The organism is Streptomyces sp. NPDC058674, from assembly GCF_042716505.1.
In the GTDB taxonomy this organism is placed as follows: domain Bacteria; phylum Actinomycetota; class Actinomycetes; order Streptomycetales; family Streptomycetaceae; genus Streptomyces.
In genome coordinates this window covers 50,331-64,760 of the sequence record NZ_JBHXSC010000024.1, presented here as the reverse complement: position 1 = coordinate 64,760, position 14,430 = coordinate 50,331, and the positions used below count along the sequence as shown (strand labels likewise).

General features: G+C 74.5%; 13 protein-coding genes. 8 read left to right on the top strand and 5 right to left on the bottom strand.

Annotated elements, in window-relative coordinates; translation table 11 throughout:
• Positions 1 to 211 precede the first annotated feature (211 nt).
• The 4 genes from ilvA (at position 212) to ACFWU6_RS15300 (ending at position 4,212) form a co-directional block, all read left to right on the top strand.
• Positions 212 to 1,444 carry a threonine ammonia-lyase gene (ilvA, locus tag ACFWU6_RS15315; protein ID WP_383981304.1) on the top strand — a complete coding sequence of 411 codons (1,233 nt, stop codon included), beginning with the start codon at positions 212 to 214 and terminating at the stop codon, positions 1,442 to 1,444.
• A 159-nt stretch (positions 1,445 to 1,603) separates the two neighbouring features.
• Complete coding sequence (locus ACFWU6_RS15310) at positions 1,604 to 2,140, top strand: hypothetical protein (protein ID WP_383981302.1); 537 nt, start codon at positions 1,604 to 1,606, stop codon at positions 2,138 to 2,140.
• 198 nt (positions 2,141 to 2,338) lie between these two features.
• On the top strand, positions 2,339 to 3,364 hold the full coding sequence (locus ACFWU6_RS15305; RefSeq protein ID WP_383811725.1) for an ATP-binding cassette domain-containing protein: 1,026 nt from the start codon (positions 2,339 to 2,341) through the stop codon (positions 3,362 to 3,364).
• Positions 3,361 to 4,212 (top strand): ABC transporter permease, encoded by an 852-nt coding sequence (locus ACFWU6_RS15300; protein ID WP_383811722.1) that lies wholly within the window; start codon positions 3,361 to 3,363, stop codon positions 4,210 to 4,212. The genes ACFWU6_RS15305 and ACFWU6_RS15300 overlap by 4 nt, the downstream gene beginning before the upstream one ends.
• A gap of 101 nt (positions 4,213 to 4,313) precedes the next feature.
• On the opposite strand, the gene greA is transcribed toward ACFWU6_RS15300, so the two are convergent.
• Both greA and ACFWU6_RS15290 read right to left on the bottom strand, forming a co-directional pair.
• A complete protein-coding gene (gene greA, locus ACFWU6_RS15295) occupies positions 4,314 to 4,811 on the bottom strand; it encodes a transcription elongation factor GreA (protein ID WP_383811719.1) in 498 nt (165 codons plus the stop codon).
• Positions 4,812 to 4,999: 188 nt separating this feature from the next.
• Complete coding sequence (locus ACFWU6_RS15290; protein ID WP_383811716.1) at positions 5,000 to 5,419, bottom strand: DUF4307 domain-containing protein; 420 nt, start codon at positions 5,417 to 5,419, stop codon at positions 5,000 to 5,002.
• A 120-nt stretch (positions 5,420 to 5,539) separates the two neighbouring features.
• Here ACFWU6_RS15290 and mca point away from each other — a divergent pair, with 120 nt between their 5' ends.
• Both mca and ACFWU6_RS15280 read left to right on the top strand, forming a co-directional pair.
• The gene (gene mca, locus ACFWU6_RS15285; RefSeq protein ID WP_383811713.1) at positions 5,540 to 6,427 is read left to right on the top strand and encodes a mycothiol conjugate amidase Mca; all 888 of its coding nucleotides are present in this window, start codon (positions 5,540 to 5,542) and stop codon (positions 6,425 to 6,427) included.
• A complete protein-coding gene (locus ACFWU6_RS15280; RefSeq protein WP_383811710.1) occupies positions 6,424 to 6,651 on the top strand; it encodes a hypothetical protein in 228 nt (75 codons plus the stop codon). Before mca ends, ACFWU6_RS15280 begins: the two co-directional genes overlap by 4 nt.
• Before the next feature lie 176 nt (positions 6,652 to 6,827).
• Here the strand turns inward: ACFWU6_RS15280 and ACFWU6_RS15275 are convergent, their stop codons facing one another.
• Positions 6,828 to 10,553, bottom strand: coding sequence for a tetratricopeptide repeat protein (locus ACFWU6_RS15275; protein ID WP_383981300.1), 3,726 nt, complete (start codon positions 10,551 to 10,553; stop codon positions 6,828 to 6,830).
• A 156-nt stretch (positions 10,554 to 10,709) separates the two neighbouring features.
• Between ACFWU6_RS15275 and ACFWU6_RS15270 the strand changes: the two genes are divergently transcribed.
• Entirely contained in the window at positions 10,710 to 11,492 is a 783-nt protein-coding gene (locus ACFWU6_RS15270; protein ID WP_383981298.1) for a DUF4344 domain-containing metallopeptidase, read from the top strand.
• Positions 11,493 to 11,523: 31 nt separating this feature from the next.
• On the opposite strand, the gene ACFWU6_RS15265 is transcribed toward ACFWU6_RS15270, so the two are convergent.
• Positions 11,524 to 11,937, bottom strand: a complete 414-nt coding sequence (locus tag ACFWU6_RS15265; protein ID WP_383981296.1) for a PIN domain-containing protein — start codon at positions 11,935 to 11,937, stop codon at positions 11,524 to 11,526.
• Positions 11,934 to 12,206: a hypothetical protein gene (locus ACFWU6_RS15260; RefSeq protein WP_383981294.1), complete on the bottom strand. Its 273-nt coding sequence runs from the start codon at positions 12,204 to 12,206 to the stop codon at positions 11,934 to 11,936. The genes ACFWU6_RS15265 and ACFWU6_RS15260 overlap by 4 nt, the downstream gene beginning before the upstream one ends.
• A 103-nt stretch (positions 12,207 to 12,309) precedes the next feature.
• Between ACFWU6_RS15260 and ACFWU6_RS15255 the strand changes: the two genes are divergently transcribed.
• The gene (locus ACFWU6_RS15255; RefSeq protein WP_383981292.1) at positions 12,310 to 14,364 is read left to right on the top strand and encodes a thioredoxin domain-containing protein; all 2,055 of its coding nucleotides are present in this window, start codon (positions 12,310 to 12,312) and stop codon (positions 14,362 to 14,364) included.
• The last annotated feature ends 66 nt before the right edge of the window (positions 14,365 to 14,430 follow it).

Sequence of the window (14,430 nt, the reverse complement as noted above, 5' to 3'; positions counted from 1 at the left end):
ACTCGTGCCGCCCGCGTACGCACCCGCCCCGCACCCCTCCCGGGTGGCGCGATATCGCCGCTCCCGGTACCGCGCCCGCCGCACGACCCGCGCCGCCGCCCGCCCCGGTGCCACGTCCCCGGGCGGGCCCTCGCCGCCCCGGGACCGGGCCCCGGGACCGGCCCCGAGCAGGGCCCGAGCCGGGCCCGGCGCGGGCTGCGAGACTGGCCGCATGGACTACCGCGTGCCCCAGCCCGTCCCGCAGGTCATCCTCGACGACGTCCGGGGGGCCCAGAAGATGCTGTCCGGCGTCTCCCGGGTCACCGCGATGGAGGGCAGCCGGCACCTCTCCGCGCTCACCGGCTCCCCGGTCCACTTCAAGTGCGAGAACCTCCAGCGCACCGGGTCCTTCAAGCTGCGCGGGGCGTACGTGCGCATCGCGGGCCTGCGCCCCGAGCAGCGGGCGGCGGGCGTGGTCGCGGCCAGCGCGGGCAACCACGCCCAGGGCGTGGCCCTGGCCTCCTCCCTCCTCGGGGTCCGCTCGACGGTCTTCATGCCGGTCGGCGCGCCACTGCCGAAGGTGGCCGCGACCCAGGAGTACGGCGCCGAAGTGCGCATGCACGGCCAGGTGGTCGACGAGACCCTCACCGCCGCCCAGGACCACGCGGACCGCACGGGAGCGGTGTTCATCCACCCCTTCGACCACCGCGACATCATCGCCGGGCAGGGCACGGTGGGCCTGGAGATCCTGGAGCAGTGCCCCGAGGTGCGCACGATCCTCGTCGGGATCGGCGGCGGCGGCCTCGCCGCCGGGATCGCGGTCGCGGTGAAGGCGCTGCGGCCGGACGTCCGGATCGTCGGCGTGCAGGCGGCGGGCGCGGCCGCTTACCCGCCCTCGCTCAGGGCCGGCCACCCGGTGTCGGTCGACCACCCGGTCACCATGGCGGACGGGATCAAGGTCGGGCGCCCCGGAGACATCCCCTTCCACATCATCGCCGAGCTCCTCGACGACGTGCGCACGGTCTCCGAGGACGCGCTCTCCCGGGCCCTGCTGCTCTGCCTGGAGCGGGCCAAGCTCGTGGTGGAGCCCGCCGGGTGCAGCCCGGTCGCGGCCCTGCTGAGCGAGCCCGAACTGTACGGCGGCGGCCCGGTGGTGGCCGTCCTGTCCGGAGGCAACGTCGACCCGCTGCTGCTCCAGCGGATCCTGCGCCACGGCATGGCGGCGGCCGGCCGGTACCTGTCGCTGCGGCTGCGCGTCGCCGACCGGCCGGGGGCCCTGGCCGGGCTCCTGGGCGTCCTGACGGAGGTCGACGCGAACGTACTGGACGTCAGCCACGTACGGACCGACCCCCGGCTGGGGCTCACGGAGGTCGAGGTGGAGCTCCACATGGAGACGAAGGGGCCGGAGCACTGCGTGGAGGTCGCCCGACGGCTGCACGGCGCGGGCTACACGGTGATCGGCTAGTGCGGTGACGGGGAAGGCCCGACGGGTCGCATAACGGGGCCGGCCGGGACGTTCCGGACGCGCTCCGCGTCCCGTCCCGCCCGTCGCTGATACGCAGGTGCGGAATCGGGGCGGGTGTGTGAGACTCCCCGCCTCGTTCACATGGGTGGGAGTCTCACGTTGTACATACGCGTCAGGCCGCGGGCCGCGGCCGTCATCGCTCTGGCCGCCTCGGCCGCCCTGGCCCTGGCGGGCTGCTCGTCCGCCGGCGACCCGGCCGCCCCGGTGGCCGACCCGAAGGCCCCGGCGGCGGCCTCCGCTCCCGCGTCGTCGTCGGCGAAGTCGACCCCGAAGGCCGATACCGCGCTGCTCGCCCGGGACACCGTCGACGAGGAGGTCCGGTCGGCGCTCCGCACGGCGGGCCTCGACCCCGCCAAGGGGAAGAGCACCGCCGAGGCCAAGGGCACGAAGAACCCGAACCTGGTCGACTGGACCGCGGTCCTCCCCAGCACCCAGGCGGACTTCGCGCTGCCCCGGATCGGCGCGCAACTGGAGCACCTCGGCTGGCGGCCGCACTCGGGCGGCACGGCCACCCTCAGCTTCGAGAAGGCCGGCTGGGTCCTGCTGGTGGGCAGCGTGAAGCAGTCGACCGGCGTCCCGCTCCGCTCGACGGAGAGCCTGCTCACCGTGAACGCCACCTACCTCGGCGGCGGCTGACGGACCCCGTGCGGGTCCCCCGAATTCCCGTGCGGTACGCGATATGACGCGTTAACCTGCCCGTGTGACGGCGGGGAAAGCCGCGAGACGGCGTTGCCCGGCCGACCGGGCGGGTGGCGCAGACCGCCGCCCCGCGGCGCTGGGCTCCGCCCACGAGACACCCGATTCGCACATCCGATTCGCACTGGGAGAATCCCTATGCCAGGCGCCATCTACGCCGAAGGCCTGGTCAAGACCTTCGGTGACGTACGGGCTCTGGACGGCGTGGACCTCGATGTCCCGGAAGGCACCGTACTGGGCCTCCTCGGCCCCAACGGCGCGGGCAAGACCACGACCGTGCGCGTCCTGACCACTCTTCTGCGGCCCGACAGCGGCAAGGCCGTCGTCGCCGGGATCGACGTGCTCAAACACCCCAACGAGGTCCGGCGCGCGATCGGCCTCTCCGGTCAGTTCGCCGCCGTCGACGAGTACCTCACCGGCCGCGAGAACCTCCAGATGGTCGGCCGCCTCTACCAGATGCGGGCCAAGGCCGCGAAGGCGCGGGCCGAGGAGCTGCTGGAGCGCTTCAACCTCGCCGACGCCGCCGACCGCACCGCCAAGACCTATTCCGGCGGCATGCGCCGGCGCCTCGACCTCGCGGCGGCCCTCGTCGTCAGCCCGCCCGTGATGTTCATGGACGAGCCGACCACCGGACTCGACCCGCGCAACCGCCAGCAGCTCTGGGGCATCATCCAGGAACTGGTCGCCGGCGGCACCACCCTCCTGCTCACCACCCAGTACCTGGAGGAGGCCGACCACCTCGCGCACGACATCGCCGTGGTCGACCACGGCAAGGTCATCGCCCGCGGCACCTCCGACCAGCTCAAGGCCCGTACCGGCGGCGAGCGCGTCGAGGTCGTCGTCCACGAGCGGGAGCACATCGCCGCCGCCCGCGAGGTCCTCGCCGGCTTCGGCAAGGGCGAGACCACCGTCGAGGACCACACCCGCAAGCTGACCGTGCCGGTCTCCGGCGGCGCCAAGCTCCTCGCGGAGGTCATCCGCGAGCTCGACGGCCGGGGCATCGAGATCGACGACATCGGACTGCGCCGCCCCACCCTCGACGACGTGTTCATCTCCCTGACCGGCCACGCGACCGAGCGGGACGCCGAAGAGAACGGCCCGCCCACCGACGCGGCCCCGGACACGAAGGGCCGCAAGGCGGCGCGGAAGGAGACGGCGAAGTGACCCTCACCTCCCCGACCCCGGAACTCTCGGCACCCCGCCCGCGCGGGGGCCTCGTCCAAGGCGTCAGCGACTCCCTCGTCATCGCCAAGCGCAACCTGATCCGGATGTCCCGCATCCCCGAGATGGTCATCTTCGGACTGATCCAGCCGATCATGTTCGTCGTGCTGTTCAGCTACGTGTTCGGCGGCTCGATGATGATCGGCGGCTCGACCAGCGCCGTCGACTACCGGAACTTCCTGATGGCCGGCATCTTCGCGCAGACCGTCACCTTCGCCACGGCGGGCGCGGGCGCGGGCATCGCGGACGACATGCACAAGGGCCTCATCGACCGCTTCCGCTCGCTGCCGATGGCCCGCGGCGCGGTCCTCACCGGCCGCACGCTCGCCGACCTCGTACAGACCGCGCTGACCCTGGTCGTCCTCGCGATCGTGGCGCTCCTCGTCGGCTGGCGCATCCACGAGGGCATCCCCAAGGCCCTCGCCGGCTTCGCCCTGCTCCTCCTGCTCGGGTACGCCTTCTCCTGGATCGGCGCCCTGATCGGCCTGTCGGTGCGGACCCCGGAGGCAGCCACCTCGGGCGGCCTGATCTGGCTGTTCCCCGTCACCTTCATCTCCAACGCCTTCGTGCCCACCGAGAACATGGCGAGCTGGCTCCAGCCCATCGCCGAGTGGAACCCGTTCAGCGCCACGGTGCAGGCCTGCCGCGAACTCTTCGGCAACCCAGGCGTCTCGACGTCCGACGCCTGGCCGATGGTCCACCCGGTCTGGGCCTCGCTGATCTGGTCGGTGCTGATCGTCGTGGTCTTCCGGACCCTCGCGGTCCGCAAGTACCGCTCGGCGACGGCGTAGCCCCCGGGACGCAGGACCCCGTACGCAGGACCCCGTACGCACCGACGCCCGGCCGGAAGAATCCGGCCGGGCGTCGGCGTACCGCGGGAAGGAGGGGGTGATCAGCCCGTGAACGGCTTGACGTCCAGGATCTTGACCGAGGCCTTCTTGCCGTTCGGCAGCTCGTACTCGGCGTCGTCGCCGATCGTCTTGCCCATCACGCCGGTGCCCAGCGGGGACTGCGGGGAGTACGTCTCGAAGTCCGAGGACGCGTACTCGCGCGAGGCCAGCAGGAACTCCATCGTGTCGTCCTCGTCACCATCGAAGGCGATCTTGACGAGCGTTCCGGGGGCGACCACGCCGTCCGAGGCGGGCGCCGTGCCGACCTTGGCGTTCTCCAGGAGCTGCGTGAGCTGGCGCACTCGGAGCTCCTGCTTGCCCTGCTCCTCCTTGGCCGCGTGGTAACCGCCGTTCTCGCGCAGGTCGCCCTCCTCGCGGGCGGCGGCGATCTTCGTCGCGATCTCCGTGCGGGCGGGACCAGAGAGGTAGTCCAGCTCCGCCTTCAGCTGGTCGTACGCCGCCTGGGTCAGCCAGGTGACGCTCTCGCTCGTCTGGGTCACGGGGTGCTCCTCGTCGGTACAGGGGACTACTGGCCGCCAGCGGCGGACGAAACCACGAGCCTAACAATTCGGGAAGAAAAGGGGGAGGACCCCAGGGGCTCATTGCCCGTGGGCGGCGTCCCAAACACCGCTGGTCCCGACGTGCGCGGGCGCGGCTCCCGCGCCTCCCCTCCCCGGGCGCGGCGGCCTCAGCCCGCGGGGGTCCCGGCCGCTTCCTGGCAGCCCACCAGCTCGACCATCGTGGCGCGACCGGTGGTCCTCAGCGAGACCACCTCGTCCACGCGCCCCTCCCGCTGGGCGAAGGTGTAGTCCGCCCGGCCCACCTCGCCGTGCCCCTCGTCCTGGGAGCTCAGGGTGCAGACCCCGGTGACCGAGGCGTCCTTGCGCACCTCCAGGTGCACCTTCACCTCGGTGTCCGAGACGATCTGGAACTTGATCACCTCGGCGCTGACGCTCTGGCCGGCGACGTAGTCCCAGCCGATCCAGCCGACCAGGCCCAGCAGGGCCGCGCCCAGCACCGACCCGATGATCCTGAGCTTCCGGTCGGCACGCTCGTCCGCCGACCGGCCGTACCGGCCCTCGGGCAGCCCTTCGCGCACCGTGCTCATCGATCGTTCCTTCCAGGAGGGCGGGGCCCGGCCCGTGCGGGCCCACCCCAGGAATTTTCCGTCCCCCGATTCGGTCACTATAGAAGCCGCCCATCCTGACGAATCACAGAGGATCCTGTCTTGACCGAGCAGCTTCGACTGATGGCCGTCCACGCCCACCCCGACGACGAGTCGAGCAAGGGCGCGGCCACCATGGCCAAGTACGTATCCGAGGGAATGCCCGTGCTGGTCGTGACCTGCACCGGTGGCGAGCGCGGCTCGGTCCTGAACCCCAAGCTCCAGGGCGACACGTACATCGAGGAGAACATCCACGCCGTCCGCGCCAAGGAGATGGACGAGGCGCGCGAGATCCTCGGCATCGAGCAGGAGTGGCTCGGCTACGTCGACTCCGGGCTCCCCGAGGGCGACCCGCTGCCCCCGCTCCCCGAGGGCTGCTTCGCGCTCGCGGACGTGGACGAGGCCGCCGGGCGCCTGGTGAGGAAGATCCGGGCCTTCAGGCCGCAGGTCATCACCACCTACGACGAGAACGGCGGCTACCCGCACCCCGACCACATCATGACCCACAAGATCTCGATGGTGGCCTTCGACGGCGCGGGCGACACCGAGAAGTACCCGGAGGCGGAGTTCGGCCCGGCCTACCAGCCGCAGAAGCTCTACTACAACCAGGGCTTCAACAAGCCCCGCACCGTCGCCCTGCACGAGGCCCTCCTCGCGCGCGGCATGGAGTCCCCCTACGGCGAGTGGCTGGAGCGGTGGAAGGAGTTCGAGCGCACGGAGCGGACCCTGACCACCCACGTCCCCTGCGGCGACTTCTTCGAGATCCGCGACAAGGCGCTCCTCGCGCACGCCACGCAGATCGACCCCGACGGCGGCTGGTTCCGCGTCCCGATGGACGTCCAGCGCGAGGTCTGGCCGACGGAGGAGTACGAGCTGGCGAAGTCGCTCGTGGACACATCCCTCCCCGAGTCCGACCTCTTCGCGGGCATCCGGGAGAATGCGTTGCTATGAGCGCTACGCAGGCAGCACTGACCCAGCTCCTCCCGCTGGCCGGGGACACCTTCGACAAGAACAAGGTGACCCCCGGAATCCTCGGGTTCATCGTGTTCGCGGTCCTCGCCCTGGCGGTGTGGGGCCTGATGAAGTCGATGAGCCGGCACATGGGCCGGGTGGACTTCCAGGAGGCCCCCGAGCCGGCCGCGGCGACCCCCGCCGCCCCGGAGCGCACCACCTGAGACCGGCCCCGACGTGAGCGCCGCCCCCGGACGCACACCGGCGGGGCGGCGGCTGCGGCGCGGGCGCGGGCGCGGGCGGGGGCGCTGCCCGCCCGGCTCCCGACCACGGCGGGGCACGCCGGCGGGACGGTCGGGACGGCCGGGACCCCGCCCGCATAGCCCCCGGCGGCCGCGGGTCACACCGGCGGGGCGACCGGGACGCCCATGACCTCCCGCGAGTGCAGGTTCGGGACCAGGCCCAGCCGCCACGCCTGCCAGCCCTCCGCGGGGTCCGCGCCGCGGCCCAGCACGACCCCGTACGCCTCCAGGCAGTCCGCGAGCCGCCCGTCGCGCGCCGGGTGGGGCGCCGCCGCCAGCCGTTCCAGCTCGGCCCGCGCCTCCCCGGGAGCGCCCGGGACCGCGTACGGCAGCAGCGTGCACCGCAGGAACCGGGCCCAGTCCTCCCCGCGCCGGTCCCCGTACGAGACGAACAGCCGCACCGCCTCCTCGCACAGCCCCAGCGCCTGCGAGACCCGGGCGTTGCCCGCGTCCACCACCGCCAGCTCCACGCAGGTCCACGCCTCCCCGTGGGCGAGCCCGATGCGCCGGAAGTCGGCCCGCGCGTCCACCAGCAGCTGACGGGCGAAGCCGGAGTTCTTCAGGTTCCCCGTCCGGGCCGCCCGCTGGTCGCGCGTCACCCGCCCCGAGTGGTGGCGGGCGTGCGCCAGCCCGTACACGTCACGCATCCGCGAGAACATCGTCCGGGCCCGCTCCAGCTCCCGCACCGCCCGGTCCTGCTGAGCGCCCTCCTCCAGCGCCTGCCCCAGGTAGTACAGCGTCCACGCCTCACCGCGGGCGTCCTCCGCGTCGCGGTGCCGGCCCAGGGCCTCCTGCAGCCGCTCCACCGCCGGCCCCGGATCGCCGTCGACCACCCGGGCCCGGCCCAGCTGTGTCAGCGCCCAGGCCTCGCCGCGGTCGTCGCGCGTGCGTCCGTACAGGTCCAGGGCCCGGCGCAGCTCCGTCTCGGCCCGCGGCACGTCGCCGAGCCGCAGGTACACCTGTCCCAGCTGGAAGTGCGCCCACGCCTCGCCGTGCACGCTCTCGCTCTCCCGGTGCAGCTCCAGCGACCGCTCCAGCAGGGACATCGCCTCGCCCAGGTGGGCCAGGTCCCGCTCGACGGCCGCCAGTGCGTGCAGGGCCCAGGCCCGGTCGCCCGCCAGCTCGGCCGGCTCCTGGAGGGCGAGGGCCTCGCGGATGCGCGCCGCCGCCTCCGGCAGGTTCCCCTGGTGGTGCAGGGTGATGCCGAGCGAGACCAGTGCCATCGCCGCCCCCGCCTCCTGGTGCGCCTCCATGTACTGGTCCACGACCGAGGTCAGCGTGGTCCGGGCCTTGTCCAGCTCGCCGAGCTGGCGTGCCGCGATACCGGTGCGCCACTGCACCGACCGCACCAGCCGCCCCGGCTGGCCGCCCGCGTCACCGGGGGCCCCGGGACGGCCCGCCGCCACCGCCCGGGACAGTTCGTCGATCTCCCCGAGCCGGTAGAGGTCCCCGCGCAGCAGACAGAAGTCGCACAGGGCGCCCAACAGGTCCAGTACCGCCTGCTGGTCCACCCCCTCGGCGTGCCGCAGTGCCGCGGTGATCACGCTCGACTCGTCGTCCAGCCAGCGCAGCGCCGCGTCCAGCGAGGTGAAGCCGTGCCCGCCGAAGTGGTTCGCCCGCGTCGACATCTTGCCGTCGACCATCCGGATCACGGAGTCGGCGAGCTGCGCGTAGGTGCGGATCAGCCGCTCGTGGGCCGCCGAGGCGCGCGCCCGCTCCTCCTCGGTCGTCGGCCGGGCCGCCGCGTACGCCCGCACCGCGTCGTGCATCCGGAACCGCTGCCCGCGCACCCGCTCGACCAAGCCGGCCTCACACAGCTCCTCCAGGGTGTGCAGGGCGGCCCGCTCCGGTACGTCGGCCAGCGCGGCCGCCGCGGCGCCCCCGAGCGAGGCCCGCCCGGCCAGCGGCAACAGCCGCAGCAGCGTGCGTGCGGGCTCGGCCAGCCCGGCGTCGGCGGCCCGCAGGGCCCGCTCCACCGGATGCCCGGCGTCCGGCGTGCCGGAATCCCCCTCGGCCGGGACCCGGCCGACCCGGGCCAGCGGGGCCAGCACGCGCAGGGCGAGCGGCAACCCGCCACCCAGCCGCACCGCGGCGCCGGCCGCGACGGGGTCGACACCGCCCGCGGCGACGGCTCCACCGCCGGCCGCGGCGGTGGGACGGTCACCGTCCGCGGCGCTGCGGTCGTCACGGGGGCCGTCTCCGGCGCCGCCCCCGATACCGACGGCGCTGCCGCCCGCCGTCGCGGCCCCCGCCCGCCCGGGCCCTGCGGTTCCGGCGTGCCCGGACCCCATGGGCCCGGCGGACCTGGCGGCCCCGGACCCCGCAGACCCGGCTGCGGACGCCGCCGGCCCGGCCCCCCGGGAGTCAGCGGCCCCGGACCTCGGGGACGCTGTGGACCTGGCGGGCCCGGACAGCGCGGATGCCGCGGACCCGGCGGACCCGGACTCGGCGGACCCGGCGGGCCCGGACCCCCGGGAGTCGGCGGGCCCGGGGCCCGCCGGCGCCGGGGGCGCGGCGGGTCCGGGCCGGGCGGGCCCCGGGGGGCCGGGGGGTTCGGCGGGTGCCGGTCGGCCGGCTGCCTGGGCCGTTTCCGGCCCCCGCGCCGACCCCGCGGCGGCGCGGACCAGCTCCGCGGCCTCCGCCTCCGCCAGGCGTTCCACCGGGAGCTGGTGCACCCGCGCCGCCGGCTCCCCCGGGAGCGCCAGCGGCTCCCGCGCCGTCACCAGCACCAGACTCTCCGACCGCTCCGGCACCAGCAGCCGCACCTGCTCCGCGTCCACCGCGTCGTCGAGCACGACCGTCACCGGGAGCCCCTGGAGGTGCTGGTGGTACAGCTCGGCGAGCCGCCGCACCTGCTGCTCCGCAGAGGCGCCCTCACGGAACAACAGCTGCTCGCGCGGCGCCCCCAGCCGGTTCAGCAGGTGCAGCAGCGCCTCCCGCGTCGACAGCGGGGCCCCCGCGCCCCCGCCGCGCAGGTCCACCACGCACGCCCCCCGGAACTGGTCCCGCAGCGCGTGCGCCGCCCGCAGGGCCAGCGTCGTGCGCCCCACGCCCGGCTCGCCGTGCAGGACCACTACCACCGGCCGGGTCTCCGTGCCGGCCCGCGCCGCCCGCACCCACTGCGCGATGCGCGCCAGCTCCGCCCGCCGGCCCACGAACGGCCCCGCCGGCTCCGGCAACTGCCCGAACGACTGCTCCAACACGCTGCGCCGCCGGGCCTCCGCGCTGCGATCCGACCCGCGCAGCGGTACCGGGGGCCGAAGCACCGGCGGCCGGGGCGCCCCGGCCGCCGCCGCGACCGTGCGCTGCTGCTCCAGGAAGGGCCGTATCCCGCGGACCTCCAGCGCCGAGAGCCACTGCAACCGCAGCTGTTCGGCCCCGCCGGGCCGGCCGAACTCCCCGGCCCTGCGGTTCGCGGCCGGCAGGTGCAGCGCCGTCACCTTCGCCACGGTGGCCGCCGCCCCGGCGACGCCCGCGACCGCCCCCGCGGTCAGCGCCGTACCGGCCGCGACGCCGAGCGCCAGGTCCGTGCCGAACGCGGCCGCGGCCGCGACCGCCGTCACCAGCAGCGCCGTCGACGCGTTGGACCGCCGGAAGGCCTCGCGCAGCGACTCGTCGCCGGCCGCCGCCTCGTCGAGGGCCCGGACGTACGCCTCGTACTCCCGCGCCGCGCTCGCTGCGAGCGCGTCCAGCGCCTCCCTGCCGCGCGCCAGCAGCGCCGCCCGGTCGACCGCCGTGCCCCCGGCCCCCGGGAGCCGCCGGGCCTCCTCGTCCACGGCCCGCCCCAACAGCCGCTCAGCCTCACCGCGATGGCTGTCCCGCATCGGCATCCCCCTCAGAGAGCTCCGGTCGAGTCGATTCCCCAGTGTCGTGCGTGCGGAACGCCGACCGGGGAGATCTGAGCGAGATCAGAGGTAAACCGCGCCGTCGGCAACGCATGTGACGGAACGTCGGATGGCAACGACCCCTACGCTGGGCCCATGAGCCGACGGCGGGGGACCTGGGTGCGGGGCGCGGCGCTGCTCGTGGCGGCGGCCGCCGGATGCACCGCCCAGGACCCGCAGCCGCAGTCGCAGCCGGAGCCGGCGGCCACGGCCGGCTTCATGATGCGCTACGAGGAGCCGGCCACCGCCTCCGACCGCGCGGGACGCGACGTCCTGCGGGACGGCGGGACCGCCGAACGGGCCCTCGCCGAGCTCAACGCCCTCCTCGACCTGCCCCACCCGGTCGCCGTCGTCGCCCGCTCCTGCGGCGGTGAGGGCACCGGCTACGACCCGGCAACCCACCGCATCGAGCTCTGTTACGACGACCTGGCCGAGGAGCGCGAACCCTTCGCGCGCGTCGGCGACCCGCGGCCGGACGAACGGCTCGCCGAGGTCGTCCGCGAGACCGTCCACCACGAGGCGGGCCACGCCGTCCTGGACGCGCTGCGCCTCCCGGCGGAAGGGGACCGCGCCGAGGAGGACGCCGCCGACGGCTTCGCCCGGCTGATGCTGCTGCGCGGCGGCCCGGAGGGCGAGGCGGCCCTCCTGACCGCCGCCCGCTCCTACGACCTCGCGGCCGCCGCCGACCCCGTCCCCGACCCGGAGGACGAACACGCCCCGCCGGCCGACCGGGCCGAAGCCCACCGCTGCGCGGTCCTCGGCGAAGCCCCGGACCGCCACCAGGACCTCGCCACCCCGGCCCGCGCCCACTGCCCGGCGACCTGGTCCCGCACCCGCACCGCCTGGACCCGCAACCTGACCCCCCTGCTGCGCCCCTGACCGGGCGCCGAGGCGGAGCCGTCCGGTGCCCTCACGCCTCTCTGACGATCACGCGGCTCCCGCAGAGCTTCAACCAGTCGTCACGGTCGGAGGCCAGGACGACGGGGGCCGGGGCGCGGAGCGCGAGTGCCGCGACGAGCGCGTCGATCGCGTACTTGTGTCCGTCAAGTCCGCCCGCGTCCCGAAGGAGCGCTACCGCAGTCAGGGAGTCCTCCTGGCTGACCGGTTCCACGCGCAGCCGGGAGAGGACCCAGTTCAACCGTGCCAAATCGGTCTTCCCCTGCGCCGCTTCGACGATGGTCAGCACGGAAACGAGGACGGGGACACCGACTCGCCGGGACGCCTCGATGCGAGCCGCCATCCTTCGATCGTCGCGCAGGAGCAGGGAGAGCGCCTCGGAGTCGAGCACCAGGGAGCGGGCGAGGTGCTCCTTCGGCTCTTTCACGCGGCGCCACGCTCGGCGTCCACGGAGTGCCCTTCTCCGAACAGCTCGCGACGAGCGGTTTCGATCTCCTGCTCAGTGAGTGCGCCGTGCTCCTCTTCGTGCGATGCCACGATTTCGGCGAGCCCGTCCATCGCGAGCTGGTGTCTGACGGCCTCGGTGATGTAGCCGGACAGCCCACGGCGACCGGTCCGTGAGCGGAGCTCACTGATGAGCTCGGCCGGCATGGAGACGGAGATGTTCTCGGTGGTTCCAGCTCGGGGCGCCTTCATACGCACAACTGTAAGACATCGACTATTACAGCGCGCGGGAATCCGCTCCTCACGCCGCTGTGGCGCATGGGCAGGGCGATGGCAGGTGCGGCAGGATGGGCTCATGTCGAACCGCCTCGCGAACGAGACCTCGCCGTACCTCCTCCAGCACGCCGGCAACCCCGTCGACTGGTGGCCCTGGTCCCCGGAGGCCTTCGCCGAGGCGCGGGAGCGGGGCGTGCCGGTGGTGCTCAGCGTCGGGTATGCCAGCTGCCACTGGTGTCACGTGATGGCGCACGAGTCCTTCGAGGACGAGCTGACCGCCGCCTACATGAACGAGCACTTCGTCAACGTCAAGGTCGACCGGGAAGAGCGCCCCGACATCGACGCCGTCTACATGGAGGCGGTCCAGGCCGCCACCGGCCACGGCGGCTGGCCGATGACCGTCTTCCTGAACGCCGATGCCGAACCGTTCTACTTCGGGACCTACTTCCCGCCCGAGCCGCGGCACGGCATGCCCTCCTTCACACAGGTCCTGGAAGGGGTGCGGGCCGCCTGGGTGGGGCGGCCCGAGGAGGTCGCCGAGGTCGCGCGGCGGATCGTACGGGACCTGTCCGAGCGGCAGTTGGACTACGGGAAGGCCACCACGCCCGGGGCCGAGGAGCTGGCCCAGGCCCTGCTCGGGCTGACGCGGGAGTACGACGCGGTGCGCGGCGGATTCGGCGGGGCGCCGAAGTTCCCGCCGTCCATGGTGCTGGAGTTCCTGCTGCGCCACCACGCCCGCACCGGCTCCGAGGGCGCGCTCCAGATGGCCGCCGACACGTGCGAGGCCATGGCCCGGGGCGGCCTCTACGACCAGCTCGGCGGCGGGTTCGCCCGGTACTCCGTGGACCGGGAGTGGGTCGTCCCGCACTTCGAGAAGATGCTGTATGACAACGCCCTGCTGTGCCGGGTGTACGCCCACCTGTGGCGGGCCACCGGCTCGGAGCTCGCGCGCCGGGTCGCCCTGGAGACCGCCGACTTCATGGTCCGGGAGCTGCGCACGGAGCACGGCGGTTTCGCTTCCGCGCTCGACGCCGACAGCGAGGACCCGGAGACCGGGAAGCACGTGGAGGGGGCCTACTACGCCTGGACCCCCGCCCAGTTGCGGGAGGTGCTGGGGCAGGAGGACGGGGACCTGGCCGTCGCGTACTTCGGGGTGACGCAGGAGGGGACCTTCGAGCACGGCGCGTCCGTGCTCCAGCTGCCCCCGGAGGGCCCGGCGGCGGACGCGGCCCGGATCGCCTCCATCCGGGAGCGGCTGCTGGCCGCGCGGTCGCGGCGGCCCGCGCCCGGGCGGGACGACAAGGTCGTGGCCGCCTGGAACGGGCTGGCCGTCGCGGCGCTCGCGGAGTGCGGTGCGTACTTCGACCGGCCGGACCTCGTCGAGCGTGCGACGGAGGCCGCCGACCTGCTGGTGCGCGTGCACATGGACGGGCGGGCCCGGCTGGCGCGGACCAGCAAGGACGGACGCGTCGGGGTCAACGCGGGGGTCCTGGAGGACTACGGCGACGTGGCGGAGGGCTTCCTGGCCCTGGCGTCCGTGACGGGCGAGGGGGTCTGGCTGGAGTTCGCCGGCTTCCTCGTCGACCTGGTCCTGGACCGGTTCACGGCGCAGGACGGTTCGCTGTACGACACGGCGCACGACGCGGAACCGCTGATCAGGCGGCCGCAGGACCCCACCGACACGGCGACGCCGTCGGGCTGGACGGCTGCGGCCGGAGCGCTCCTGTCGTACGCCGCGCACACCGGGTCGCAGGCCCACCGGACGGCGGCCGAGCGGGCGCTCGGGGTGGTGCAGGCGCTCGGCCCGCGCGCCCCGCGGTTCATCGGGCACGGGTTGGCGGTGGCCGAGGCGCTGCTGGACGGGCCGCGCGAGGTGGCGGTGGTCGGCCGTCCCGAGGACCCGGCGCGGGCCGGGCTGCACCGGGTCGCGCTGCTGGGTACGGCTCCGGGGGCGGTGGTGGCGACGGGCGTGCCGCGGGCGGCGGACGGCAGCGGCGGGGAGTTCCCGCTGCTGGCCGAGCGCACGCTGGTCGACGGCCGGCCCACGGCGTACGTCTGCCGGCACTTCGTCTGCGACCGGCCGACGACGGACCCGGGCGAGCTGGCGGAGCAGGTGGGGACGACACGCCCCTGAGCCGGCCCCGGGCCGGCGCCGCGCCCGCCCCGGGCTGGCCCCGCGCCCGCCCCCGCGCCCCGCCCC